At 57.7% G+C, this 25,452-nt stretch carries 27 protein-coding genes and 2 rRNA genes; 16 read left to right on the forward strand and 13 right to left on the reverse strand.

What is annotated here, in order from left to right; all coding sequences use genetic code 11:
- The 3 genes from E0486_RS15155 to E0486_RS15165 form a co-directional block, all read left to right on the forward strand.
- Window positions 1-692, forward strand: a 23S ribosomal RNA gene (locus E0486_RS15155); the annotation flags it as partial.
- A 75-nt stretch (window positions 693-767) separates the two neighbouring features.
- Window positions 768-879: ribosomal RNA gene (rrf, locus tag E0486_RS15160) — 5S ribosomal RNA — on the forward strand.
- A 569-nt stretch (window positions 880-1,448) separates the two neighbouring features.
- Complete coding sequence (locus E0486_RS15165) at window positions 1,449-3,509, forward strand: alpha-ketoacid dehydrogenase subunit alpha/beta (protein WP_131853291.1); 2,061 nt, start codon at window positions 1,449-1,451, stop codon at window positions 3,507-3,509.
- Between the two features lie 12 nt (window positions 3,510-3,521).
- Here the strand turns inward: E0486_RS15165 and E0486_RS15170 are convergent, their stop codons facing one another.
- From E0486_RS15170 to E0486_RS15190, 5 genes are all read right to left on the reverse strand, one after another.
- Window positions 3,522-4,169, reverse strand: coding sequence for a hypothetical protein (locus E0486_RS15170; protein WP_131853293.1), 648 nt, complete (start codon window positions 4,167-4,169; stop codon window positions 3,522-3,524).
- Between the two features lie 53 nt (window positions 4,170-4,222).
- Window positions 4,223-4,876: a response regulator transcription factor gene (locus E0486_RS15175; protein WP_131853295.1), complete on the reverse strand. Its 654-nt coding sequence runs from the start codon at window positions 4,874-4,876 to the stop codon at window positions 4,223-4,225.
- 40 nt (window positions 4,877-4,916) lie between these two features.
- Window positions 4,917-5,672, reverse strand: coding sequence for a sensor histidine kinase (locus E0486_RS15180; protein ID WP_243697458.1), 756 nt, complete (start codon window positions 5,670-5,672; stop codon window positions 4,917-4,919).
- 1,875 nt (window positions 5,673-7,547) lie between these two features.
- A complete protein-coding gene (locus E0486_RS15185; protein ID WP_131853299.1) occupies window positions 7,548-8,210 on the reverse strand; it encodes a response regulator transcription factor in 663 nt (220 codons plus the stop codon).
- On the reverse strand, window positions 8,152-9,006 hold the full coding sequence (locus tag E0486_RS15190) for a sensor histidine kinase (protein WP_165917361.1): 855 nt from the start codon (window positions 9,004-9,006) through the stop codon (window positions 8,152-8,154). The genes E0486_RS15185 and E0486_RS15190 overlap by 59 nt, the downstream gene beginning before the upstream one ends.
- 239 nt (window positions 9,007-9,245) lie before the next feature.
- On the opposite strand from E0486_RS15190, the gene E0486_RS15195 reads away from it, so the two are divergent.
- The 3 genes from E0486_RS15195 (at window position 9,246) to E0486_RS15205 (ending at window position 11,155) form a co-directional block, all read left to right on the forward strand.
- Window positions 9,246-10,271, forward strand: a complete 1,026-nt coding sequence (locus E0486_RS15195; RefSeq protein ID WP_131853303.1) for a hypothetical protein — start codon at window positions 9,246-9,248, stop codon at window positions 10,269-10,271.
- A 101-nt stretch (window positions 10,272-10,372) separates the two neighbouring features.
- The gene (locus tag E0486_RS15200; RefSeq protein WP_243697459.1) at window positions 10,373-10,795 is read left to right on the forward strand and encodes a type II toxin-antitoxin system HigB family toxin; all 423 of its coding nucleotides are present in this window, start codon (window positions 10,373-10,375) and stop codon (window positions 10,793-10,795) included.
- Window positions 10,796-10,798: 3 nt separating this feature from the next.
- Entirely contained in the window at window positions 10,799-11,155 is a 357-nt protein-coding gene (locus tag E0486_RS15205) for a helix-turn-helix domain-containing protein (protein WP_131853305.1), read from the forward strand.
- A 150-nt stretch (window positions 11,156-11,305) separates the two neighbouring features.
- On the opposite strand, the gene E0486_RS15210 is transcribed toward E0486_RS15205, so the two are convergent.
- The gene (locus tag E0486_RS15210) at window positions 11,306-11,509 is read right to left on the reverse strand and encodes a hypothetical protein (protein WP_131853307.1); all 204 of its coding nucleotides are present in this window, start codon (window positions 11,507-11,509) and stop codon (window positions 11,306-11,308) included.
- Window positions 11,510-11,585: 76 nt separating this feature from the next.
- Here E0486_RS15210 and E0486_RS15215 point away from each other — a divergent pair, with 76 nt between their 5' ends.
- Entirely contained in the window at window positions 11,586-11,777 is a 192-nt protein-coding gene (locus E0486_RS15215) for a hypothetical protein (protein WP_131853309.1), read from the forward strand.
- Here the strand turns inward: E0486_RS15215 and E0486_RS15220 are convergent.
- The 5 genes from E0486_RS15220 to E0486_RS15240 form a co-directional block, all read right to left on the reverse strand.
- Window positions 11,774-12,091, reverse strand: a complete 318-nt coding sequence (locus E0486_RS15220) for a hypothetical protein (RefSeq protein ID WP_131853311.1) — start codon at window positions 12,089-12,091, stop codon at window positions 11,774-11,776. The genes E0486_RS15215 and E0486_RS15220 overlap by 4 nt on opposite strands.
- A 173-nt stretch (window positions 12,092-12,264) precedes the next feature.
- Window positions 12,265-12,933 carry a response regulator transcription factor gene (locus E0486_RS15225; protein WP_131853313.1) on the reverse strand — a complete coding sequence of 223 codons (669 nt, stop codon included), beginning with the start codon at window positions 12,931-12,933 and terminating at the stop codon, window positions 12,265-12,267.
- Between the two features lie 132 nt (window positions 12,934-13,065).
- Window positions 13,066-13,812, reverse strand: a complete 747-nt coding sequence (locus tag E0486_RS15230) for a class I SAM-dependent methyltransferase (RefSeq protein ID WP_165917362.1) — start codon at window positions 13,810-13,812, stop codon at window positions 13,066-13,068.
- 11 nt (window positions 13,813-13,823) lie between these two features.
- Complete coding sequence (locus tag E0486_RS15235; RefSeq protein WP_131853317.1) at window positions 13,824-14,486, reverse strand: response regulator transcription factor; 663 nt, start codon at window positions 14,484-14,486, stop codon at window positions 13,824-13,826.
- A gap of 245 nt (window positions 14,487-14,731) precedes the next feature.
- Window positions 14,732-15,175: a DUF4259 domain-containing protein gene (locus tag E0486_RS15240; protein WP_131853319.1), complete on the reverse strand. Its 444-nt coding sequence runs from the start codon at window positions 15,173-15,175 to the stop codon at window positions 14,732-14,734.
- 224 nt (window positions 15,176-15,399) lie between these two features.
- Between E0486_RS15240 and E0486_RS15245 the strand changes: the two genes are divergently transcribed.
- Both E0486_RS15245 and E0486_RS15250 read left to right on the forward strand, forming a co-directional pair.
- Window positions 15,400-16,233: an aminotransferase class IV gene (locus E0486_RS15245; RefSeq protein WP_131853321.1), complete on the forward strand. Its 834-nt coding sequence runs from the start codon at window positions 15,400-15,402 to the stop codon at window positions 16,231-16,233.
- On the forward strand, window positions 16,230-17,549 hold the full coding sequence (locus E0486_RS15250) for a cryptochrome/photolyase family protein (RefSeq protein WP_131853322.1): 1,320 nt from the start codon (window positions 16,230-16,232) through the stop codon (window positions 17,547-17,549). Before E0486_RS15245 ends, E0486_RS15250 begins: the two co-directional genes overlap by 4 nt.
- Here the strand turns inward: E0486_RS15250 and E0486_RS15255 are convergent.
- The gene (locus E0486_RS15255) at window positions 17,538-18,359 is read right to left on the reverse strand and encodes a 1,4-dihydroxy-6-naphtoate synthase (protein WP_131853324.1); all 822 of its coding nucleotides are present in this window, start codon (window positions 18,357-18,359) and stop codon (window positions 17,538-17,540) included. The genes E0486_RS15250 and E0486_RS15255 overlap by 12 nt on opposite strands.
- Window positions 18,356-19,003 carry a futalosine hydrolase gene (gene mqnB, locus E0486_RS15260; RefSeq protein WP_131853326.1) on the reverse strand — a complete coding sequence of 216 codons (648 nt, stop codon included), beginning with the start codon at window positions 19,001-19,003 and terminating at the stop codon, window positions 18,356-18,358. The genes E0486_RS15255 and mqnB overlap by 4 nt, the downstream gene beginning before the upstream one ends.
- Before the next feature lie 139 nt (window positions 19,004-19,142).
- Here mqnB and E0486_RS15265 point away from each other — a divergent pair, with 139 nt between their 5' ends.
- From E0486_RS15265 to E0486_RS19250, 7 genes are all read left to right on the forward strand, one after another.
- Window positions 19,143-19,556, forward strand: coding sequence for a 6-pyruvoyl trahydropterin synthase family protein (locus E0486_RS15265; protein WP_131853328.1), 414 nt, complete (start codon window positions 19,143-19,145; stop codon window positions 19,554-19,556).
- A gap of 47 nt (window positions 19,557-19,603) precedes the next feature.
- Window positions 19,604-20,020: a 6-pyruvoyl trahydropterin synthase family protein gene (locus E0486_RS15270; protein WP_131853330.1), complete on the forward strand. Its 417-nt coding sequence runs from the start codon at window positions 19,604-19,606 to the stop codon at window positions 20,018-20,020.
- Between the two features lie 59 nt (window positions 20,021-20,079).
- Complete coding sequence (folE, locus tag E0486_RS15275; RefSeq protein WP_131853332.1) at window positions 20,080-20,679, forward strand: GTP cyclohydrolase I FolE; 600 nt, start codon at window positions 20,080-20,082, stop codon at window positions 20,677-20,679.
- A gap of 96 nt (window positions 20,680-20,775) precedes the next feature.
- Complete coding sequence (locus E0486_RS15280) at window positions 20,776-21,186, forward strand: four helix bundle protein (protein ID WP_131853334.1); 411 nt, start codon at window positions 20,776-20,778, stop codon at window positions 21,184-21,186.
- A 120-nt stretch (window positions 21,187-21,306) separates the two neighbouring features.
- On the forward strand, window positions 21,307-22,197 hold the full coding sequence (gene fabD / locus E0486_RS15285) for an ACP S-malonyltransferase (RefSeq protein WP_131853336.1): 891 nt from the start codon (window positions 21,307-21,309) through the stop codon (window positions 22,195-22,197).
- Between the two features lie 66 nt (window positions 22,198-22,263).
- Window positions 22,264-22,761 carry a hypothetical protein gene (locus E0486_RS15290; RefSeq protein WP_131853338.1) on the forward strand — a complete coding sequence of 166 codons (498 nt, stop codon included), beginning with the start codon at window positions 22,264-22,266 and terminating at the stop codon, window positions 22,759-22,761.
- A gap of 241 nt (window positions 22,762-23,002) precedes the next feature.
- Complete coding sequence (locus tag E0486_RS19250) at window positions 23,003-25,288, forward strand: pre-peptidase C-terminal domain-containing protein (protein WP_131853340.1); 2,286 nt, start codon at window positions 23,003-23,005, stop codon at window positions 25,286-25,288.
- The last annotated feature ends 164 nt before the right edge of the window (window positions 25,289-25,452 follow it).

The following is a 25,452-nucleotide window of genomic DNA, read 5'->3' on the forward strand; positions in this document are numbered from 1 at the left end:
TTTGCTTAGGGTCTAATCCCTTACGGGAAACAGTGCATGGTGGGTAGTTTGACTGGGGTGGTCGCCTCCTAAAAAGTAACGGAGGCTTGCAAAGGTTCCCTCAGTACGGTTGGTAATCGTACGTAGAGCGCATCAGTATAAGGGAGCTTGACTGTGAGACAGACGCGTCGAGCAGGGGCGAAAGCCGGCTGAAGTGATCCGGTGGTTTCCGTATGGAAGGGCCATCGCTCAAAGGATAAAAGGTACTCCGGGGATAACAGGCTGATCTCCCCCAAGAGCTCATATCGACGGGGAGGTTTGGCACCTCGATGTCGGTTCGTCACATCCTGGGGCTGGAGAAGGTCCCAAGGGTTCGGCTGTTCGCCGATTAAAGTGGCACGTGAACTGGGTTCAGAACGTCGCAAGACAGTTCGGTCCCTATCTGTGGTGGGCGCAAGTAAATTGAGAGGACATGACCTTAGTACGAGAGGACCGGGTCGTACGTACCGCTGGTGTATCAGTTGTGCCGCCAGGTGCAGCGCTGAGTAGCTATGTACGGACAGGATAAACGCTGAAAGCATCTAAGCGTGAAACCTTCCTCAAGATGAGTTTACTTTTAAGGGTCGTCAGAGACGATGACGTTGATAGGCTACAGATGTAAAGCTGGTGACAGCAAAGTCGAGTAGTACTAATTGCCCGTACGCTTTAATTTTTTTCTTATCTATTCTCGCTTGTTTAGCAACGATTCCAATATGTCACTTTATTGATGACTCGATCATCACCAATATTATGGTGGTTTTGCCGAGGGTGTTCACCTCTTCCCATCCCGAACAGAGAAGTTAAGCCCCTCATGGCCGATGGTACTGCACCAACATGCGGGAGAGTAGGTAGCCGCCATATCTCTTTAAAAGCCTCAGTGAAAACTGAGGCTTTTTCTTTTACCCCACCTCCCCCACAAAACTACACGGGGAAAAAGAGCCTATTAAAGAAGACAACGCCTCATAAAAAAGAGACCCCCCCGGGTCTCTTTTCCTTTTATCATCGTGCGACCCGGTACACCGGGTATTGCATATGGCCCGGCTTGAGGCCGGCCTGTTCGGTGGGCTCATCGGGCCCCGGGTGCTTACTATCCGCTCCGATGTATTTTTCTGCGAACACCGCGACCGCGACCTGTGCGCCGTGATGTCCGACTTTTCCATCGCGTCCACGGGGTGCCAGCGCCGCGTCGCTGCTCGCTGAAGCCATCTTGCCGAAAGGAGAAAAAGCAGAGATCCTGCGCCTATAGCTGGCTCGGTCACGCTAGCCTCGGCGTCTTGCTGCTCTGCGCCTTCTCGGGACAATACAACTTTCGCGGCACGCTGCAGCACGCGGTCGGGGCCGTTGTACCAGCGGCGGCGGCGGTGGCCGGCGATTGAGTTCCGGCAACCTCCACTCCTTTCGCTTACATTTGCGGCTCACCAACCTTCCTTATGGACCGCGAACGCTTGCTTTACGCTTACCGGCAGATGTACCGGGTGAAACAGATGGCCGAAACTTATGAAGCCAACCGGAGCATCACCAAGTACGTGCATTCCACTTCCCGCGGACACGAGTCGATCCAGCTGGCGACGGCACTGCAGTTGCTGCCCTGCGACTGGGTGAGCCCCTACTACCGCGACGAAAGCCTCCTCCTCGGATGCGGATGGGAGCCCTACGAGCTCATGCTGCAATTGCTGACAAAGGCAGACGACCCCTTTACCGGCGGCCGCTCCTATTATAGTCACCCCAACAGCCGGAACCCCGGGCGCCCGCAGATGATCCACCAGAGCAGCGCTACCGGCATGCAGACCATCCCCACCACCGGCGTGGCGCAGGGCCTGCACTACCTGGAGCAGATCGCTTCACCGCTGCTGCAGAAAGGCCCCGAAGGGGAAATGCCCGTGGTGATCTGCTCGCTCGGCGACGCATCGGTAACCGAAGGCGAAGTAAGCGAAGCGTTTCAGTTTGCCGTGTTGAAAGGACTGCCGATCATTTACCTGGTGCAGGACAACGAATGGGGGATATCCGTAACCGCCGCAGAAGGGCGGGCAATGGATGCCTATGAATATGCCGGCGGTTTTAAGGGCCTCAACCGCGTGCGCGTGGACGGCACTGACTTCGAAGCCTCGTTTGAACTGATGCGCAAAGTGGTGAACCATGTGCGTGCCGAGCGAAAGCCCTGGCTGGTGCACGCGAAAACCTGCCTGCTCAACCACCATACCAGCGGCGTGCGCAAAGAATTTTACCGCACCGAGGAAGACCTTGCAAAGCACGCCTGCACCGACCCCATCCTCCTCCTTCGCTCTAAGCTGGCCGGACAGATTGACCCCGCCGAACTGACCCGCATCGAAGAAGAAGTGACCCGCGAGGTAGCCGACGCTTTCGAACGGGCCGTGGCCGCACCCGAGCCGGCCGTCGCCGGAGTAAGCGAACATGTGTTCGCTCCCACACCGGTAACGGAGGAGCGCGGCGAGCGCAGTCCGGCCGGTAAGGATAAAGTGATCATGGTGGATGCGGCGCTGTTTGCCATCCGCGAGCTGATGGATCAGAACCCGGAATGTTTGCTCTACGGACAGGATGTGGGGAAGCGACTCGGTGGCGTATTCCGCGAGGCCGCTACGCTCGGCGAGCAGTTCGGCGACCACCGGGTGTTCAACACCGCCATCCAGGAAGCCTATATCATCGGATCCACCGTGGGCATGAGTGCTGTAGGCCTGAAGCCGATCGTGGAAGTGCAGTTTGCCGACTATATCTACCCCGGCTTCAACCAGTTGGTAACCGAGATTTCCAAAAGCTGCTACCTCTCCTGCGGCAAGTTTCCCGTATCGGCCATCATCCGCGTACCCATCGGCGCCTATGGCGGCGGCGGTCCCTACCACAGCGGCTCGGTGGAGTCGACGCTGCTCACCATCAAAGGGATCAAGATCGCATACCCGTCCAACGCCGCCGATATGAAGGGCCTGATGAAGGCAGCTTACCTCGATCCCAACCCGGTGGTGATGCTCGAGCACAAGGGGCTCTACTGGAGCAAGGTGCCCGGCACCGAGGAAGCCAAGACCGTGGAGCCGTCGGCCGACTACGTGCTGCCCTTCGGTAAGGGCGCTGTAGCGCTTGCCGCCGCCGACGAAGCGGTAGAAAACGGCGAGAGCTGCTGTGTGATCACCTACGGCATGGGGGTATATTGGGCCAAAGCGGCTGCGAAGAATTTTGCCGGCCGCGTGGAAGTGATCGATCTCCGCACGCTCTTTCCCCTCGATGAAGAACTGGTCTTTGCGACAGTGCAAAAGCATGGCAAGTGCCTGGTGCTCACCGAGGAACAACAGAATAATTCCTTTGCCGAAGCCCTGGCTGGCCGCATTTCCAAAGCCTGCTTCCGCTACCTCGATGCACCCGTAGAAGTACAGGGCGCGCTCAACCTGCCGGCGGTTCCACTCAACATGGGCCTGGAGGCGGCGATGCTGCCTTCGGCCGCGAAAGTGGCCGCAGCACTGGATGCATTGCTTCACTCATAGGTATGGGTCCCTTCATTCCTTAGGCTCAGGAATCTGGCGGCGAAACCGCTGGCTGATCTTTTTTATGGTGCCCGTCTGTGCATCGATTTGGTAATACACTTCATAGTAATGGCCGTGCCAGCGCACCAGTTTTGGAAGGGTTACGAACCAGACCGGCATTTCATTGCCTTTGCGTTTTGCCATTTCGAAACTCACCAGTGGCTCTTTCAGGTGCCTGGCACGGATGATGCGGCGGAGATCGTAATAGCCGACGGTAACTTCTCCTTTTAAAAGTAGAAGCAATGCCTTGCGCGAATGGCCGTCGAAGATGTCATCATCGCGCAGTAGGCGGCCGGAACTGTCCGCGCTTACCCAAAATGAACCAACGAGATGCGGGCCATAGTTCACATCGAACCGGAGGATGTAGGCAAGCGGATCCTCGTCCGGATCCAGGTCGTCCATGAGGGATTTATGATCTTTCAAAACGGCAATACTCCCCGCTTTGTTGAACCGGCAATGCGCCATAACCGTGTCGGGGTTTGCCGTTGCAAAGAGATTTGCAAGCGCGGCAAGAACTGCTTTTTGCAAACCGGGGCTGCGGAACCGATCCAGGGCGTTGGGCTGTGCCGCCAGAGAAAAGGGAAGCAGAAAGGCAAATAAAAGGACCAGGAAGACGCGCATGGACCTGCTTTTCAGTAAGGTGCGCCGGGGCCGGGAATCCATAAGAAGCCTGATTAATCCACCAGGTTGTTCTTCACCGCGAAGAACACGAGGCCCGCGGTATTCTTGGAGCCGAAGCGCTCCATGAGGCGGTCTTTGATCGCTTCCACGGTACGGTTGGAGATATCCATTTTCTCGGCGATTTCGGTGGCCGTGTATTCCATGCAGATGTACTTGAGCACGTCTTTCTCGCGGTCGTTGAGCACGATCTCGCTGTTGAGGGAGGGGATGGCCTTCTGGCGGCTGTGGGCTTTTTTGAGGAGGATGCGGTTGACGAAATTGTTGAGGTAGTAGCCTTTCTCGTGCACGTCAATGATGGCTTTGCGGATCTCCTGCGGCTCGGCGTTCTTGAGCAGGTAGCCCTGGGCGCCGTTTTCCATCATATGGCTCACGAAGCGCTCGTCTTCGTACATGCTCAGCACGATCACGTGGATGTGGGGATAGTCTTTCGATACCTGCTTGGTGGTTTCGATGCCGTCTTTAATGGGCATGCGCAGGTCCATCAGCACAACGTCGGGCTCGGAAAAGGGGAGGCCGGTGAGCAGCTCCTCGCCGTTTTCGGCTTCCTGCACAAATTTGATATTGGCGTATTGGCGGAGCGAGAGGATCACCCCTTTTCGGAAAATTTTGTGGTCGTCGGCAATCGCCACTTTAATAACATCAGACATACGTTAGCTACCTCACGGGGGTAAAGTTACGGGATTTGGATCAGGCCTCTTCGCGGGGCACCTCCAGCGTGACCTTGTAATAGGTCTGGGAGGCGTCTTTTTCGAAGTGGATCTTGCCGTGGGCCACGCGCAGGCGGCTGCTGATGTTTTTGAGACCGAGACCGGTCTTGCTTTTATTCAGCCGCTCGAAGTCGGCCTGCACGATGCCGCGGCCGTCGTGGTGGAGGCGGAGCACGAAGTGGTCGCCTTGCATATGCTGGGTGATGTGGATGAACGAGGAGTTGGAATGCTTCAGGATGTTGTTGACCAGCTCCTGGATCACACGGAATACGAGGAGCTCGGTGTCGGGGCGGAGGCGCTCCTTGTAGTCGTGGAAGCGGCTGGACACGTTGTACTGGCCCGAGCCGCCGATCTTCTGCACGAGGTCGTTCACGGCGCTCTCGAGGCCGAAGTTGCGCAGGGTGGGGGGCATCAGCTGGTGCGAGATGTTGCGGATCAACTGGATGGTGTCGTCGAGGATCTGGCGGGCCTGGAAGATGCTCTGGAGCTGCGCGGCCTTATCCAGGTTCACCAGGTTTTCGTTGAGGTACAGGCGGGCCGTGGCCAGCAGCGGGCCGGCGTCGTCGTGCAGGTCGGCGGCAATGCGGGAACGCTCTTCCTCCTGCAACTTCACCGAAGCATTGAGCAACACCTTCTGCTGCTCCTGCTCCATCGATTGCAGGGTGTTCTGGTACCGGATGACTTTGCGCTGGTGGAGGATGATGAAGAGGATGAGGCCGGCTACAAGCAGCAACATGCCAAGAGTCCCTAATAAAAGGGCAGTAGTGACATTTGATGTCGTGGTGGCCTGTAAAAGAAACATAGAGTTAAAAACTTAGCCTTGGCGCACGGGTCTGTCGGGCGCCAAGCTGATTTTGAAAGATTAAAATGCTTACCACGAAAAATATGCATTTCAGGGTCGCAAAAACATTTTGAAACATCCAGAATACGCTTCGGGTTCTAAAATCTACCTGGTTGGCAAAGAGATAGCAGAAGAAAGACCCGGATAAATACAGCATCAAGCCAGCAACGATCCAAAATGAGAACCTGTTATAGATAAATCCGTCATCTACTTTATCCATCTGTTCATATAAAAATCTAAACGAAAAGAGTAGGATCAAGATAGTTTCAACTCCAATTGGAATTGAGTCAAGAACACTATACCGGCCAAAAATCTTATAAACTATCCAGAATATATAGAAACCAATACTTGCGTATTTAAGGATCTTTTGCGAGAGCGTGTCTCGAATAAGCATAAAAAGGACATAGGCGAAAAAGCCGAATTCAACTGCCGTAAAAAACGAATACATGAGTTTGATTGACTTTGCCGACACCCAGAAGGTTGTAAAATTTACGGCGAACTCAGTAAGGCAGTAGGTAGTAATAACTAGTAGGATACGGTTTTTTGCTATGTGACCAGAAGAAAGGTAACAAGCCAAGAATATAGCAACCGGGAGGAGAGGGGAGTATGTTGCTATATAAATGAAAAGGCTTTCTATAGTTTCGGTCATCGACCAAATATAGAAAACCTTTTAATCTTTTAAGGATCGGAAGAGGTTGTTACCTTAAGCCATCTCCCACCAGTTCAGCAGATCGCCATCAGCAGGAGGCATGGAGCGGAGGTTTTTGTTAGTTTTCATACCAGTAGTTTTCGTTTTTAGGTGGTGTAAAACTGCGCCCCTTTACAATGGATGTAAATAAGTATAAACACCTACTAACTTCGCGTTTTCTGCGTGAAAGTCACTGCTAATGGGACTTACACGGTGAAGATGGTGGAAGTTTTACGAGTAAAAAAACGAAAAAATACTATTGAAAAATAGTAAAAATACTATTTGTATATGGGAACATTACGCGCGGAGGTGCGGCTTTTCAGATTCGAAAAGTGTTGAATTGGGTTTGAATTTCTTTCTTTTTAAGGATAGAATGGCACATTTTAATTGCGATAGCTAGTAAAAGCAAAACATGGTAGGACGTTACAAGTCTCCAATAGATATATTCATTGAGATAGATGTAACAGTATATAGAAAGAGGAAAAGTCAAAAATGAAATAACTGAGTAACTGAAAATAAGAAAGCACAATCCAGAATGTTTAGCCCAAATTATATTCTTCTTATACAAGGCAACGTAATAAAGTACACCTCCTACAGTTAACGTGAGAAAAGATAGAGCTGTTATTAGCTCTCCGTTATCAAGAATACTATTATAGGACGTGGCGTGAACTAGTTGTTTAATTGAAAAAAGCGAACTAATAAAAACTGTCAAAACTGATAGATTACGACCAAACCGAAGGGCTCTGCTATTGCAATCCAAATCAAAAATTGTGTAAAAGATATAAACTTCCAATATTTGAAAAACCTGAGTAATTATTTCATTTGAAATAAGATAGTCCGTATTATTAAAGTAATTCTTATACATTCCATTTACTGAAAAGCCAACATCGGTATATAAGAACAAAATCAAAACTGAAGAAAGGTAGATTACAGACAACTTTCTTATAGGCGACTTCCCCCTCTTTGAGAAAAAGATGCAGGCTAAGATGATGATGATGGTTAACTCAAGAAGGGGCGATGTGTAATACAAACTTGCCCAGATGTAGAATAAAGCTTCTAGAAAGTTTTCCATTGTCTTTTTTTTACCCGACCACCAACCCATGCTTCACCGCCAGCATCGCCAGCCCGACTCTGCTTTTCACGTCCAGCTTGAAAAACAAGGCGTCCCGCAGCACATCCACCGACCGGGGCGTGAGCTTCATCTCCATCGCGATCTCCTTATAGGTCCGGTCGGAGCAGACGAGCTCCAGGAAGCGCAGCTCCTGGGTCGTCAGGACCGTATGCTGGCCCGCCGGGCGGTCCTGGGCCTGTAGCCGGAACACATTGGCCAGCTTGCCCGCCGTTTGGGCCGAGTAGTAATACCCCGTGCCCATGACCGAGTCGATGGCGGAGCGCAGCTCGGAGGGCGGTGCATCCTTCTTGATAAAGCCTTTCACACCCAGCTGCAGCAGCCGGATCAGCGCCAGCTCGGAGTCGTACATGGTAAGCATCAGCGTGTTCACCTGCGGAAACTCAGCCTGCAGCGCGGCAGCCGTGTCGTAGCCGTTCATCTGCGGCATGTTGAGGTCGAGCAGCACCACGTCGGGCACTTTGCCGGCGCGGAGCTTTTCGAGCAACTCGGTACCGTCGCCCGACTCGTGGAGAACGCCACAGCCTTCGAAACCGCCGATAAGACGGGCCAGAGCATTACGGAGCAGGACGTGATCGTCGGCCAGCGCGATCTGGATGGTTTTGTTCTTTTTCATGCGTATCGCCAATTGGTAGTTCAAAAAGTAAACGGGTGCCTTCGCCCGGTGCCGACCAGACGGTGAAGGATCCGCACAGCAGCTCCACGCGGCTGCGCAGGGTATGCAGCCCGGTCGACTTACCGCGCTTGGCGGCCACTTCGTCGGGCGTGAAGCCCACGCCGTTGTCGGCCACTTCGATGCGGACGGCCTTGTCGGAGTATTCGAGGCACAGGCTGGCCTGCCTGGCCTGTGCATGCTTCAGGATGTTGTTGAAGCATTCCTGGACGGAGCGGAACACGAGCAGCTCCTGTTGCGCGGTGAGAAAGTCCGTGTCGCCCTGGATGCTGAACGCGATGCGGAGCTGCGACACCCGGTGGATGCGCTCGATCTCTGTTTTCAGTGCGTTGAACAGGCCCTGCTGGTGAATGATGTCGGCATTGAGGCCGCGGGAGATGGAGCTCAGGTCGTTGATCGCGCCGGTGATCAACTGCTGCGCGTATTCAGCCAGGTTGTGAACAGGGGCCAGCTCGGTCATCTGGTGAAGCGTCAGCTTGGCCAGGGTGAGCGATAGGTTGATGTTGTCGTGGATCTCCTGTGCAATATTCTTAAAGGTCAGCTCCTGAATCTCGATCTGCGATCGAAGCAGGTTCTGGGCATGCTCCGACTTCAGCGCAAGCAGCGAAGCCTGGAAGGCCAGGTGGCGTTTCTGGTTCATCAGCAGCAAGGTCATCAGCACGCCCAGCACCGCGGTGATCACGATGATGGTAGCAACCAGGAACACCGCAATATATCGGGGCGGCGTTATCGTGTGCATGAGTTTAAAGTTACAGGCCCCGGTTGGACTCCGTATGGGAAAAAAAACAGTTTTTGATGGGATTTTTCCCATGGCGGTTCAATTCCACCTCCCTATATGGTTTTCTGCCCGCCCCTGTTGTTTTTCTCCCCGCCGCGCCGGAAAAAAAGGGGCTGCCGTTGGGAAAACCAACAGGGAAGCGGCCCCCCGGCGCCGGTAGCTTTGTAACAGCCGTGTGATACCAGCCCGGCCCCGACACCATGCGCTCCCTGATGCTTGCCCTGCTCGCCCTGCTCCTGGCCCCCGCTTCGCCGGCGCAACTGGCGCGGCACGCCGTGTACGTCGATACGCTGCCGGCGGGAAGCGCCGCACTCCGGCCCGGGCTCCGCGCTTTTGCCGCCACCGCCGGCCTGCTCGATGCCGCCCTTACTTCGCTCAACTCGCTGCAGTCGCTGGTGAGTAAAGACAACTACCGAAATAGTGTCCAGGCGCTGAACAACCCCGCGTCGTCGGCGCTGGGCTTCAGCCTCGAAGGCGAGATCCAGTCGGCGCTGCAACCGGTGCTGGCCAAAACGAAGACCGTCAGTAAAACACGCTTCACGGATGTTGTTGGTGCACTCGTGCAGGCGCCCAGGCCGGGTAGCGCCATGTTGCTGTCTTCGCTGGCGGCCCTGGTGGGCAACCTGGCGGTGCAGGAAAAACGGGTGGAGCGCGCCGACGTGGATTCGTTCCTGCAGCGCGTGGGCCGCTACTTCGCGCCCTACGAGCAACTGAATAGCGTCAATGCGCGCTTCGAGCAACAGGTGGCGCGGATGAACGGCCGCCTCATCGAGTTGCAGTTCGACATCCGCGAGTACATGCTCGACATCGTGCTGCTGCTGCATCCCGGCGAATCGCGCGCGGCGCTGCGAACGCGGCCCATGGAAGAACTGCTGCTGCAGTACCTCGACGGACCGGTGCTCGAGAGCCTTGACACCGCGCGTCGCCTGCCGCCCTATCCCGGCGACGGCGTGAAGGGTGCAAAAGACATTTGCAGCAACGTGCAGAAAGTGTTTCGCGAATACCAGAAGCTGTACGGAGACAATTACAACGAGATCCGCGCCATCGTGCAGGCCGCCCGCGCGCTGGGGCGCAGCGGGAGCGGCGCCACGACCGACGCTACGCTCAAGTCGCTCGAAACACTCTACACCGAAAGCGCCCAGGCCGACGCCCTCAACCTGCGCCTGCGTACGCTCGAAGGAAGGCTGGCGGCGCTGGTGAGCAGCACGCAGGTGCTGGCCCGTTGAACGAGAAAGCCACGGCCGCATTCCATGGGCGCCTGAAGCTGGCGGGAAGAGGTTCTGTAAAAATGGGAAGTCGTCGTCGTTTGTCGAAGTGACTCCCAAACGTGAATCAATTCCAAATTTCGCCGGCCGGCGCAAAGCTCTGGCCGTTTGGCCAAATGCCCAATCGCAACCACTCTGAAATGCTGGTTCCCAATTCGGGAACATTTATTATTTTTGCTGAAATACCTTCAGTGCGGGTTATTGCTAAAAAGACATTACGCGACTTCTGGGCTAAATACCCTGATTGCGAGCAACAGCTTAAAGCCTGGTATCAGGAAGCAGATGTTGCGGCATGGAAGGGGCCTAAGGACATCAAGCGCGACTATCCCAGCGCCAGCATTCTTGCAGATAACCGGGTAGTGTTTAACATAAAGGGCAATCATTACCGTCTCATTGTGAAAATTAATTATCCTTACCAAATGGTTTGGATCCGGTTCGTGGGCACCCATAGCCAATACGACCGGATTGACGCCGCAACAATTTGACCTATGACGATCAAACCTATTAAGACCAAAAAAGACTACCAGGCAGCGATGGCGCGCCTCGGGGAAATTTTTGATGCGCGTCCGGGAACTGCGGAAGGAGACGAGCTGGAAGTGTTGAGCATCCTGGTGGAGAAGTACGAGGAAAAGCAATTTCCGATCGAGCTCCCTGATCCCATCGAAGCCATTCGTTTTCGTATGGAGCAGCTCGGATATAACCAGGCCGATCTTGCAAAGGTGGTTGGCTTGAAAAGTCGCGTCAGTGAAATATTGAACCGCAAACGAACGCTCACACTCGAGATGATCCGCCAGCTTCATGAAGCGCTGAACATCCCGACCGATGTCCTGATTCAGCGCTACTGACCAGGCCTATGTAAAGTGAAATGTTGCATGCGGAGCAGCACACCGGTGCGGCCGCGTTAGCACACAAAGAAGCCCCGGCGGGTACGCCGGGGCTTCTCTATAATATAGGTTACCGATACGATCGTGATAGCTTCGCGTTGTTCACAGGAGTCAGTCGAGGCTGGCGCCGTATTGGCGGAGGGCGCGGGCCTGTTCTTCTTCGGAGAGGTGGCAGTCGATCCAGCCGCTGTTGGCTTCGGGGTCGGCGTGCGCGGCCTGTACCTGGATGTCGTAAGCCAGTACGTACAGCTTGAATTGACGCAGCAGGGAAAGGTCGGTGAAGTGCATGCGCACCTGTTGTTTCGTAACGGTCATGGTGGATGTAAAGAAAAGGGTTTTGTGTAAAATAATAGCCTCATATTTGCGGAACCCTTACACAATCCTACCCCACTTGAAACTAGAACTGGTCCCTACCGAAGAATTACACCAGATGCTGGCGCGGCTCAAACAGGAGCTGGAAACCTCCGTTGCCGCCGGCGCTCCCTATGGTGCCCTGAATGTACTCTACAACGAATTCATCGAAGTGCGCAATGAGCGCAACCGCCGGCTGCGAACGGACGCCTCCGGCGACGCTAACAACTAATGGAGCTCCGGCTCGGCAGACGCCCGGTTCTCGTTTTCGGCGGGGCCCAGGCCGCCGCCCATCCGGATCTTCTTATGGAGCGCGATCTCCAGTTCGGTCACATCATACCGGTACTCCTGCAGGGTATTCCATTCCGTACCGTTCAGGAGGGCTTCCTTCAGTTTGGAAGCGGCACTGGCATACATATCTTTTAATGTATCCAGGTCCAGGTGCACAAGTTTTGTATGGTCCACGTTCGAGGCGATTAGGGTGTTTAGATTAGCGGCCTTCTGCACGCCGCAACGCACGTGCCGGCCGGCTAAGCCGGAGGGCAAAATAGAAGTTTTTGTGAATATTTAAACAGATGGGCTTAGCCGGATTAAGCATTCTAACGGGAATCTAAAAAAGCCCGCTAAGAAGAATTCCGTACCTGCAGGGGGCATAGAAAATCCCGGCGCGCGGGCCGGGACAATACTTTATTTTTTGGGCCCGTCGGGGCGCTGGCTGCTTATTGGTCCTGGGTCACGATGCCCGCCTTCACGGCGTACATCACGAGACCGGCCATCGACTTGGCGCCGGTCTTGACCTTGAGCTTGTCGCGGATGGCTTCCACGGTGCGCGGCGAAATGTCGACCATCTCGGCGATCTCCTTGGTGCTCTTCTCCTCGCACATCAGTTTCAGGATGGTTTTCTCCTTGTCGGTCAGGGGCGCTTCGAGGTCCATATCGCGGGGATCGTTGCGGGTGCGGAGCCGGTTGAGCAGGGCCTTGTTGGTGAGGTCGTTGAAGTAGAATTCGTCTTCGAAGCAGGTCTTTACAGCCTGGTAGATCGTTTCGGAATCGGACTCCTTCGTGAGGTAGGAGTTGGCGCCGAGCTCCATCATGCGGCTGATCATCGAGTGGTCGTTGTGCATGGAGAGCATGATCACCTTCACGTCGGGGTAGAGCTTCTTGATCTCGGGGAGCGTAGCCAGTCCGTCCATGATCGGCATCTGGATGTCGAGGAGCACCACGTCGGGGTGGATGTGGCGAAGCAGGTTGAGGAGCTGCATCCCGTTTTCTGCTTCCGCTACCATCTGGATGTCGCGGTAAGCGGAAAGGGAGGTGCGCACGCCGGTGCGGAACAGGTGATGGTCGTCGGCGATGGCGACTTTGATACGGTCTTCAGGATTTTTCATAAACAGCTATTGGTTGCGTAAAAAACCAAGGCAAAGGTACCGGCATCTTCCGATGCGATGCTGCGGGCAACTACGTTTTTTAACATCGTAAAATTACGACATGTGTCTGCGCCGTACAATAGGCGGTTCCCCTTAGCCGAATTTTTTTGCCACCACGTAGGCTACGGCGTCGCCGGGGCGGAAGGGGCGTCGGCGGGGCGTGCTCCACACGCCATCGAGCTGCAGGCCGGCGGCTTCGAAGAAGCCTTCGAGCTCGTTGAGGCTGTAGATGTAGTCTACCCCGCGGAGGGTATCCACGCCCTGCCCGCTTACGAGGGTATGCTCCGACTCGATGCGGCTGGGGCTGTGCAGCCAGCGGCTGGCCACGAGGTACTTGTAGCCTTCGAGCTCGTTCCACACGCGCTCCTGGTAATGGCGGAGGGCCACCTCGGCGATGGTCCAGCTGTTGAAGATAAAGCAGCCGCCGGGGCGCAGGGCGCGGCCGATGGCGGCACAGAGGCGGGCGGTGTCTGCGGGGGGGAAGAAGGCGAAGGAGTTGCCCATGCACAGCACGGCGTCGAAGGTGCCCGCGGCGGGCTGGTAGTCGAGGGCGGCCGCGCAGACCGCTTCCACGGGGAGGGCTTCTTCGGTGGCCTTGCCGCGGATCTCGTCGATGTAGGGCGCGGAGTTGTCTACGGCTGTTACGGGGTGTCCGCGGCGCGCGAGCTCGAGGGCATGGCGGCCATAGCCGCAGAGCAGGTCGAGCACGGGGGCGCCGGGCGCGAGCGGCGCGGATTGCTGAATGAAGTCGCACTCGGCCTCGGTGAGGCCGGCGGGAATGGTGCGGCGCCATACCTCGCGGTAGGGGCCGTCGAAAAAGCGGTCGTTGATATTGTCCAAGGAGCGGGGGGTTATTCGAGAAGGCGGTTGCGCATGGCGTACATCACCAGGCCGGCGATGGTCTTGGCGCCTACCTTGTCCTTCATCTTCTGGCGGATCGTTTCAATGGTGCGGGGGCTCAGGAATACTTCCTTGGAGATCTCCTCGGTGGTCTTGTCTTCGGCGATGCACTTGAGGATCTTCAGTTCCTTCTCCGTAAACTGCACCGTGTTGGGATAGTATTGCTTGACCTTTTTCTTGTACTGCAGCTTCAGCAGCACGGCTTTGTTCACGAGGTCGTTGAAGTAGAACTCGTCGTTCATCACCGTGAGGATGGCCTCGTAGATCTCGTCGGGGTCGGTGGTCTTGGTGAGGTAGGCATTGGCGCCCATCTCCATCATCTTGGTGATCATTTCCTGGTCGTCGTACATCGTGAGGACGATGATCTTGACCTCTTCGTACTCCTTGCGGAGCAGGGAGATGGCGTTGGCGCCGTCCATCTCGGGCATCCGGATGTCCATCAGCAGCACGTCGGGCTGCTTGATCTTCATCTTGTGCAGGAGGTCCTTGCCGTCTTCGGCTTCCCACAGGATCTTGAGGTAGTTGCGCCCGGAGAGGGCCATCTTGATCCCGTCGCGGAAAATCTTGTGGTCGTCGGCAATGGCCACCCGGATCTGCTGGTCGTTGACCGTCATGGTGGGGGTTTGGCTTTTTATAGTTTGAATCGTCCGAGGCTTGCGGGCAAATGTAGGGATTTCAGGTCCTTCCGGGCGCCCGCGCACAGCGGAGGATTGCGATTATACGAAATATATCCCGCTTTCGGGTCGGGAAACAGCCGGGCTGGTAGAAAGCATCGGCGGAGCGGCAACTGCTCCGGGCGCGGCAGGTGCCGCGGCGGCGGGCAGGAGCGGGGTGCTGAAGCTGCCGCCGCCTCCCGTATTTATACGGAGCGCAGTGGCGACTGTGCGTTGTCGAGCCGCCCGATGAGGGCTTCAATGGTTGCCTGCCAGGCGGCGAAGTCGCGTTCCTTCTCCGACCATTCGGCGCGCAGCTCCGACGCTTCGCCGAGCACGTTACGTAAGGCGGCCACGGCAGGGGCGCGGTAGGGGGCGAGGTCCACATCGGGGTTACGGTCGAAGAAGCTGTCGATCGGAAGGAGCTCCTCGTCGCCGGCTTCCGAGTAGCGGGTGCCGTTCAGCTGGCGGTCCACGTAGGCCGCTGCCACGATGGCGGCGCTGCCGGTGTCGGCGTCGAGGGATTCGCTGCCGGTCGCTTCGTCGAAGATGTCTTCGATCATATCCACCGGGTCATCGGTTTCCTCGATGTCGTCCATGTAGTCGAATGCCGCGTCGTTCTCGAAATAGTTATAGCCCCAGGTGCCCATACGTTTATTGTTGCGGGCTAAGATAGGAACGGGCCGCTCCGGTCAGCGACGGAGCGCCAAACGTCGCGACAGCTTGCGGCCGCACCCGCTGCGCCCTGGACGGGTGCCGGGGCACCTAGTGCGATCAATAAACGGAGGAGGAGTGAATTCCTGTTGCCCAGGCAAGGCACGAACGGTGGTCGCAGCGCTGCACGGCGGATGAACATCCGTTCTTATTTTGCAGCATGCCGCTTATTTGCCACAACGGTCGCTTTCTCGATGCCGCCACACCGGTGCTCGACGCCGCCAACCCCGCCTTCAGGTGGGGCGAAGGCCTTTTTGAAACGATGCGGATGCACAACGGGACCATCCCGCTCGCCGCCCGCCACTGGGCGCGCCTGCAGGACGGGCTGGAGCGACTGGGCCTCAACGCGGCCGCGCTGCAGCAGCCCGTGCTGGAAAACCTGCTGGAAGAGCTCGCCCGCCGCAACGACTGCAGCGCCGCCGCCCGCCTGCGGCTTGAGGTGTACCGCGATGGTAGCGGCCTTGGCTTCGTGGCCGAAGCGACCGCGCTCGATGCCGCCGACGCCGGCCTCAACGAACGCGGCTGGCAGGTGGAGGTCTTTCCCGATGCCCGCATCGCCGCCGATGCCTTTTCGTCGCTGAAGCGCAGCTGCTACCTGCCCTACCTGCTGGCGGCACGCCGCGCCGCCGATACGAGCATGGACGAATGCCTGCTGCTCAACGCCTGGGGGCGCGTGTGCGACGGCGCCCGTAGCAGCGTGTTCGTCGTACGGGGCAACGACATCGTAACGCCGCCGCTGTCCGAAGGCGCCATCGACGGTGTGCTGCGCCGCCACCTGATCGACACGCTGGCTGCCGAAGGCCGCCCCGTGCGCGAAGAAGCGCTGACGATGGAAGACCTCCTCGCCGCCGACGAGCTCTTTCTCACCAATGCGCTGAAGGGGATCCGCTGGGCCGCCCGGTTTCGCAGCCGCACCTACGGCAACACCCGCGCCCGCCCCCTTTATGAGCGCCTCGGTGAACCATTTGCGGCGCCGGCTGTTGCTTCGGAGTGACCACCCCGATAACCCTCTTCTGGTTTCGCCGCGACCTGCGCCTGCACGACAACCGCGGGCTTTACGAAGCGCTGCGCGCCGGCCGTCCCGTACTCCCCGTTTTTATTTTCGACCCACTCATCCTGCGGCAGCTGGAACCCGACGACCGGCGTATGCCCCTTATCCACGCAGCGCTCAGCGCCCTGCAGCAGCAGCTGACAGCGGCCGGCAGCACGCTCGACGTGCGGCATGCCGAGCCCATCGCCGCTTTTGCGGAGCTGACGGCCCGCTACCCGGTGGAAGCGGTGTATACCAACACCGACTATGAGCCCTACGCCCGCAGCCGTGATGCCGCCGTAGCCGGGTTCCTGGCTGAAAAAGGCATTGCCTTTCATGCATTCAAAGACGGCGTGCTGTACGAGCGCGACGAAGTGGTCAAGGACGACGGGAAGCCGTACCTCGTTTATACACCTTATTATAAGAAGTGGCGGGCGCGCCTGCGCGCCGACGACCTCCCGTATTTCCCTTCCGAAGAGGCGCTCCCGTATTTCTACCGGTCGCCCGAAATCCCGTTGCCGACGCTGGACACTCTCGGCTTTACCGGGGCACCGACCTTACTGCAGGTCGCCTGGCCCGGCGCCGGCTTGCTGGCTGCCTACCATGATACACGCGACCGCCCCGCCGTAGCCGGCACCTCGCGCCTCGGCCCGCACCTGCGCTTCGGTACGATCTCCGTCCGGCAGCTTGCCCGCGATGCGGTAACCCACAGCGAAACGTTTTTAAAGGAGTTGTGCTGGCGCGAGTTCTTTATGCAGCTGCTCTGGCACTACCCGAACCCGGGGCGGGCTTTCAAGCCCGAATACGACCGCATCCGCTGGCGCGACGACGAAGAAGGCTTCAGTCGCTGGTGCGCGGGGCGCACGGGCTACCCGCTGGTGGATGCCGGCATGCGCGAGCTGGCGGCCACCGGTTTTATGCACAACCGTGTACGCATGGTGGCGGCCTCCTTTCTCTGCAAGCACCTGCTCATCGACTGGCGGCTCGGCGAGGCCTGGTTCGCGCAACAGCTGCTCGACTTCGAGCTGGCTTCCAACAACGGCAACTGGCAATGGGTGGCGGGCTGCGGCTGCGACGCGGCGCCCTACTTCCGGGTATTCAACCCCGAGCTGCAGGCAAAGCGCTTCGACCCGCAGGAAGTTTATGTCAAACGCTGGGTGCCGGAATACGGAACGCCTGATTACCCCGCGCCGATCGTGGAGCACAAGCTGGCTACGGCCCGCTGTATCAAAGCGTACCAGCAGGCGCTGGGCCGGGCGCAACCCGAATTATTCCCATAGGCGCGGCGCCGGCTGGCCGAGTTGCTCCGTATAAATACGGGCGAAGGTGTCGATGGCCTGGCGGCCTTCTTCGCCGAACTCCATCGTGTAGTTGTTTACATACAGCTCGATGTGCTGGCGCATCACGGACTCTTCCATCGCCTGCGCGTGCTGCTTGACGTAGTCGCTGAGCGCAGGGTAGTGTTCGAAGGAATGAATAAGGCTTTCACGGATGGCCGTCTCAACCCGTTTTGCCACGTCCTCGCCGAGCGACCGCTTGATGGCGATACAGCCGAGCGGGATGGCGGCGTTGGTGTGGTGTTCCCACACTTCGCCGAGGTCGGCTACTTTCAATAATCCTTTCTGGTGATAGGTAAAACGGTTCTCGTGGATAATCACGCCCATGTCCACCTGCCCGTTGAGCACGGCGTCTTCGATCTCCGAAAACAACATCGGCACGCGTTGCTTTATGGTGGGAAAAGCATGGTGCAGCAGGAAGTTTGCCGTAGTGTTCTCGCCGGGGATGGCCACCGTGCAATGCTCGGGGCTGGGAAGGTCTACCAGGCGGCGGGCGATGAGCAGCGGGCCCACGCCCTTGCCGAGGGCCGCGCCCACGTTGAGGAGGCGGTAGCGGTCGCTGTTCTGGAACAGGGCCGGGAAGCTCAGTTTCGTCACGTCGAGCTTGTCCTGCGCCGCCCACTCGTTGAGCGTTTGCACGTCTTCAAGCACGGTCTCGAATTGCAGGTCGCTGCCCGCATTGCCGCCATTGACGAGGGCGTCGAAAATAAACGTATCGTTGGGGCAGGGCGAGAATCCGAGGGTCAGTGTCATAGTGAAAGGAGTTGAGGGATCAGTGTTTCGAGTTGGCGGTCGAGTGCGGCGATGCTTTCGCGGAGCTGCCAGCGGCTTTTGTCGCGCTCACCGATATAATTGGAAAAAGCCCGCACCTGCAGGAAGGGACGGCTCCATTTCCGTGCCGCAAAGTGAAAGGCGGCGCCTTCCATCGACTCGGCCACGGCGCCCCAGGCGCTGCGGTAGTGATCGATCGTGTCGGCATTGGTGGAGATCGTGCTGACGCTGACGGCATTCACCACCGGGAGTCCGCTCAGCGCGGGCAGCTCCGTGTCGTTCGGCAGCCGTCCGCCCTGCCAGGGTGCCGCATCGGGATCACCAAAGCCGAGATCGAAGGTGCTTTGGAAGCGGCCGCCCTCGCGCACGCCGAGGTCGCCGATGCCGTCGGAGCCGATGGCCACGACCGAAGCGAGGGGGCAGGCCTCATCGAGGCAGCCGGCAATCCCGGCCTGCAGCAGCAGTGGGGGGGCGCCTTCCGACAAGCGCGTTGCCAGGGCGAAGGCGGTCTCGAGCAGGCCCACGCCCGTGATCAGCACTTCCACGCGGCCGCCATACACACCGAGGCGGTCCCGCAAAGGCTGGATCTCGAAAGCGGTGGCGGAGCAGAGCAGGAGGTCGGGCATGGCGCAAAAGTAGGAGCCGGCCTGTTTCGCCTTTCCGGTTTTGGTTTCTGGCGGTCCCGGCGGCCGGGGTTCCTTAACCAGGTAACCGGAAACCGGAAACTGTCAACTCCCGGTTATCTTTGCGGAAATTTTCCGACCGATGGTATTTCTTACGCGTGTAGAGCATTTTAATGCGGCGCACAAGTTATATAACCCCAGCTGGACCGCCGAGCAGAACGACGCGGTATTCGGCAAATGCGCCAACACCAACTGGCACGGCCACAACTATGAGCTGTATGTGACGGTAAAGGGCAAGCCGAGTACCGACACCGGTTTCGTGATGGATGTGAAGAAGTTGAGCGAGCTGCTGAAGGTGCACGTGATCGAAAAGGTGGACCACCGCAACCTGAACCTCGACGTGGATTTTTTGGAAGGAAAGTTCTGCTCGACCGAGAACCTGGCCATCGGCATCTGGAACCAGATCCAGCCGCAGCTCCCCGACGGCGTGCAGCTGCATTGCGTGAAGCTGTACGAAACGCCGCGCATCTTCGTAGAGTATTTCGGCGACGTTTAACGAAGCCGGCGAACCATTCGCTACATTTATACGTTTAAGGTTTATTCATGGGAGAAAGAGTTTCCGTATACCGCCGCGAGCACTTCAACGCCGCCCACCGCCTGTTCAACCGGGAGTGGAGCGACGACCTCAACACGAAGGTCTTCGGCAAGTGCAGCCTGCCGCATTACCACGGCCACAACTACGAGCTCGAGATCAAGGTCACCGGCGACGTGGACCCGCGCACCGGCTTCGTGATGGACATGAAGGTGCTTTCCGAGCTCGTGCAGGAGCAGGTGGTGGAGCGCTTCGATCACAAGAACCTCAACCTCGACACGAAAGAATTCCGCGAGCTGAACCCGACGGCCGAGAACATCGCCATCGTCATCTACCGGCTGCTGCGCCCCTATATCGACAACCAGCTGGACCTGAAGCTGCGCCTGTATGAAACGCCGCGCAACTACGTGGAATACCCGGCGGAGTAATTTCAGATTCCGGATTTCAGATTCCGTTTACAGCAACCAAGCATTAGCGACCCCGAAACATGGCATATCACAAGAAAGAATATTACGACCAGGACGTAACCGAGGGCATGATGGACGCCTACCGACGCATCATTGAGCTGGCGGGCGAGGATACCGGGCGCGAAGGACTGGTGAAAACACCCGAGCGCGCCGCCAAGGCAATGCAGTTCAACACGCAGGGTTACACCCTCGACGCCGTGGCCATTCTCAACTCTGCGCGCTTCCGCGAAGACGTGAGCGAGATGGTGATCGTCAAGGACATCGAGCTCTACTCGATGTGCGAACACCACCTGCACCCCTTTTACGGAAAGGCACACATCGCCTACATTCCCAACGGCTACATCACCGGTCTCAGCAAGCTGGCACGCGTGGTGGACGTTTTCGCCCGACGCCTGCAGGTGCAGGAGCGCCTCACCACGCAGGTGCTCGACGCGCTGCGCGAAAGCCTCAACCCGCTCGGCGTAGCCGTCGTGATCGAAGCCAAGCACCTCTGCATGATGATGCGCGGCGTGCAAAAGCAAAACTCCGTCACCACCACCTCGGCCTTCTACGGCGAGTTCCTCGACAACCATGTTACCCGCAACGAATTCCTGAAGCTGATCGGCTCCAGCCTGTCGTAATTGGTCTAGTAGTCTATTGGTTTATTGGTAACTGAGCAGGCGATTTCCTGTTCGATACGTTCAGGGAAAAACACAGAATTCCATGAGGGTTTCCTCATGGAATTTTCGTTGGCAGGCGATACGTTCGCTCAAAAGATGTATTGTCTGGAAGAACTGGAAGTGTATGTGCTGGCACAGCAATTCGGAGAGAAAGTATGGGCGATCGTAGAACAATGGGAGTCGTTCCCCAAATGGCGCATCGGGAGTCAGCTGACCGAAGCGGCTGACTCCATCGGGTCAAACATTGCGGAAGGGTATGGCCGCTATTTTTTCAAACAACAGGTCGTGTTTTGCTTTTATGCCCGCGGTTCGTTGATGGAGTGCAGAAGCTGGCTGCTGAAAGCGAAGTGCCGGCAGTTGATCGATACCGAAAAATACGAGGAGCTGATTGCCGACCTTAAAATCATACACAGGAAGCTGAATGGCTACATTAAGAAGCTGAAGCGTTCCGCGGACAAGAAGACATAAGCCCAAACAGCCTACATTTGCCCTCTTGAAGCTGTCGCATTTTTAGACGCCCGATGTAAGCGCCAGTAGGTAACCAGTTACCAATAAACGAATCAACCAATAGACCAATAAACCTGTTTCATGAAACATGCTTTCGTTTTTCCCGGCCAAGGTGCGCAGTTTCCCGGTATGGGCAAGGCTCATTACGACAACAGCGCGTTTGCCAAGAAATTGTTCGAGCAGGCCAACGAGCAACTGGGCTTCCGCATTTCCGACGTGCTCTTCAACGGTAGCGAGGAAGACCTGAAGCAGACGAAGATCACGCAGCCTGCCATCTTCCTGCACTCGGTCATCGCCTACCGCGGCATCGAAGGGGCCCGCCCCGACATGGTGGCCGGTCACTCGCTCGGTGAGTTTTCGGCGCTAGTGGCCAACGGCACCCTCAGCTTTGAGGACGGCCTTCGCCTTGTAAGCCTGCGCGCACAGGCTATGCAGGCCGCCTGCGAGCAAACACCCTCCACCATGGCTGCCGTACTCGGCCTGGCCGACGAGCAGGTAGAGACCATCTGCGCCGAGGTGCAGCAGGAGAGCGGCGAAGTGGTGGTACCCGCCAACTACAACTGCCCCGGGCAGCTTGTGATCTCCGGTACCGTGAAAGGTGTGGAGATCGCGTGTGAGCGCCTCAAGGCCGCCGGCGCCAAGCGCGCCCTCGTGCTGCCCGTAGGCGGCGCTTTCCATTCGCCGCTGATGGCACCCGCCCGCGAGGAGCTGAAAAGCGCCATCGAATCGACCTATTTCAACACGCCTTCGTGTCCTGTGTACCAGAACGTGGCGGCGCGCGGCATCATCAATAAAGACGAGATCAAGCAAAACCTGATCGACCAGCTCACCGGCGCGGTGAAGTGGACGCAGTGCGTGCAGGCCATGATCCGCGACGGCGCATCCCGCTTTACGGAGTGCGGTCCGGGTAAAGTGCTGCAGGGACTGGTGGCTAAAATCGATAAGAGCATGCAGACCGACGGCTACCAATAAAATTTTAAGAATCTGTTTGCTTTTCGATTTTTTCTCTATTTTAGATGCCTAAACCTCTAACGCTTTATGAGAAAGATTATGTTCCTTTTCGTCGCCCTGCTGGCGATGGTTTCGTCCTTCGCTTCGGTTACGCCCACGGATGTTCCGAAGAACGCCAACAACATTATGATCCCCGTTGGTTCTACCGGTAAGGCGATCTCCCTGAAAGCCCTGTCCACGATCAGCATCAAGGAGTACGAGCAGATGTCCGGCCGTCACCTCGGCATGTTCGATCGCATGGGCTTCAAGAAAGCACAGAAGCAACTGCGTAAGAACATCGCTACCGACGGTACGCTGAAAGGTAAGCTGGCCAAGCGCACGGAAGGCGAAGGCTTCAGCATCGGCGGTTTCGCACTCGGTTTCTTCCTCGGCCTGATCGGCGTGCTGATCGCTTACGTTGCTTTCAGCGACGAAGGCAAGAGCAACCGTATCAAGTGGTCCTGGATCGGTCTCGGCGCCGCTGTGCTGCTGTCGATCATCCTGGTTGTTGCTGTATTCAGCAGCGTGAAGAACTCGGTTGACTAATCGAATCTGTTTTCACCTTTCGAAAAAGCCGGATGCCTCGCATCCGGCTTTTTCTTTGCCCTCGCCCGAGGGCTTTTGTGTATCCCGTACGCATTGTCGGGCGCCGAAAGCCGCGCCCCGGGCTGCTTTGAGGACTTTTACCTATTTTTTGACGTAGATCTACGATTTGTTCGTTTTGTTAACAAAAACAAAATATATTGGACATCCAACCCTTTTTCGAACACACACTTACACACACACAATGAAGAAACGTTTACTCGTTCTCGGCGCGCTGGCCCTCGGCCTCGCCGCCGGAGCGCAACAGCAGCGCCGTTGCGGCTCCTTCCAGCACTTCCAGCAACAGATGGCCCGTAACCCCGAGATGGCCCGCAACCAGCAGGCCATCGAGCAGTTTACGCAGGAAGCCGCGGCACGACCGCAGGCCAACAGCACCCTGCGCGGAACACCGGTGTACAACATCCCCGTTGTGGTGCACGTGCTCTGGAACACCTCGGCACAAAACATCTCCGACGCGCAGATCCTGAGCCAGATCGATGTGCTCAACAAAGACTACCAGCTCAATAACGCCGATACCGGCCTCGTGCCCGCAGCCTTCAAGAGCCTTGTAGCCGATTGCCGCGTGTCCTTCTGTATGGCACAACGCGACCCCGCCGGCAACGCCAGCACCGGCATCCTCCGCAAGCAAACCACCAAGACCTCCTTCAGCGCCGACACCGACGACGCCAAGTCGAACAGCACCGGCGGTGACAACGCCTGGGACCGCAACAGTTACCTCAACCTGTGGGTCGTTCCGTCGATCACCTCGGGCGGCCAGGGCGGCATCCTCGGTTACGCGCAATTCCCCGGCGGCGCTGCCGCCACCGACGGCGTGGTGATCGGCTACAACTACTTCGGTACCACGGGTGCCGTGTCGGCGCCCTTCAACAAGGGCCGCACCGCCACCCACGAAGTGGGCCACTGGCTCAACCTGCGCCACATCTGGGGCGATGAGGCGGCCTGTGCCGCCGACGACCTTGTGGGCGACACGCCGCTGCAGGGCGCCGAGAACTACGGCTGCCCCACCTTCCCGCACACCGATGCCTGCTCCGGCGGCAACGGCGTGATGTATATGAACTACATGGACTACGTGGACGATGCCTGCATGATGATGTTCAGCAACGGCCAGAAGACCCGCATGTACGGCGTGCTGCAAACCGGCGGCGCCCGCGCGTCGCTGGCTTCCTCGCTCGGTTGCCAGGCACCCTCGGGTGGCACCTGCGCCGCGCCCGCAGGCCTGACGGCATCTTCCATCACCACTACCAGCGCCACGATCAGCTGGGGCGCCGTGAGCGGTGCCGCTTCGTATGCCGTAGACTACAAGGCCACCAGCAGCGGTACCTGGATCGCCATTTCCACCGCGCAAACAACCACCTCCGCCTCCCTCAGCGGGCTGACGGCAGGCACCTCGTACGACTACCGCGTGCGCACGAACTGCTCGGCCTCCAACAGTGCTTATACGAGCGCACAGTTCACCACGACCTCCGGCGGTACGGGCTGCGGAACGGCCTATGAGCCCAATGAAAGCCTGGCGGCTGCCGCTGCCGTGGCCACGAATACGGCCCTCTCGGCTGCCATCACCACCACTACCGACCAGGACTGGTTCAAGGTGACGCTGGCTTCTGCCTCTAATTTCAACATTTCCCTCAGCGGCCTCGCCGGCGACTACGACCTCGTGCTGTATAACAGCGCCGGCACCCAGCTCGCCATTTCCCAGAACGGCGGCACCACCAGCGAGTCGATCACTACGTCGAACAGCGCAGCGGGCACCTACTATGTTAAGGTATTCGGCTACAACGGCGCCATGAGCGCTACCTGCTACAGCCTCAACATCGGCGCTACGGTAGTAACGGCGCCCACCTGCCCCGGCACGTACGACAACAGCACCAACGGCACCACCAGCGGCGCTGCGCAGATTCCCTTCAACACCGATGTGAAAGGAACGATCGGTAGTTCTACGGATGTGGACTACTACAAGTTCGTGATCACCACCGGCGGCAGCATCACCCTTACGCTGGGCACGCTCCCCGCCGACTACGACCTGCGCCTCTACAACAGCGCCGGCACCCAGCTGGCCGTATCGCAGAACGGAAGCACCACGAGCGAGTCGATCTCCTACACGGCCGCTGCGGGCACCTACTATGCCTACGTGTTCGGCTACAGCGGCGCCAACAACGCCACGACCTGCTACACGCTGAAAGTAGCGCTCGGCACGGCCACGCGCCAGGCCGACCCCGCCATCAGCGGTAAGGTGAAGCTCGATGTGTTCCCGAACCCCGTCGCCCAGACGCTCAACGTGTCGGCACAGGGCCTCGAAGGCCGCGCCCAGCTCCGCGTGATCGACATGAACGGCCGCCCCGTACTGCAGCAGGGCCTGCTGCGCAGCAGCACCACCATCGGTGTGCAGGCGCTCGCCCGCGGCGTGTACTCGGTGCAGGTGATCGGCGCCGACGGCACCGTGATCGGACAAACCCGTTTTGTAAAGCAATAAGAACGTGAACCGTGAGCCGTGAGGCGTGAGCGGTTGCACCCATCCTGTTTTCAACACCCATACACACACCAACACACACACAAGCGACAAGGCCGCCCTTTTGGGCGGCCTTTTATTTTCTTCATTCACGGCTCACGCTTCACGCTTCACGGCTCACGCTTCAC

Origin of the sequence: Flaviaesturariibacter aridisoli, from assembly GCF_004343705.1 — a bacterium.
Taxonomy (GTDB): domain Bacteria; phylum Bacteroidota; class Bacteroidia; order Chitinophagales; family Chitinophagaceae; genus Flavisolibacter; species Flavisolibacter aridisoli.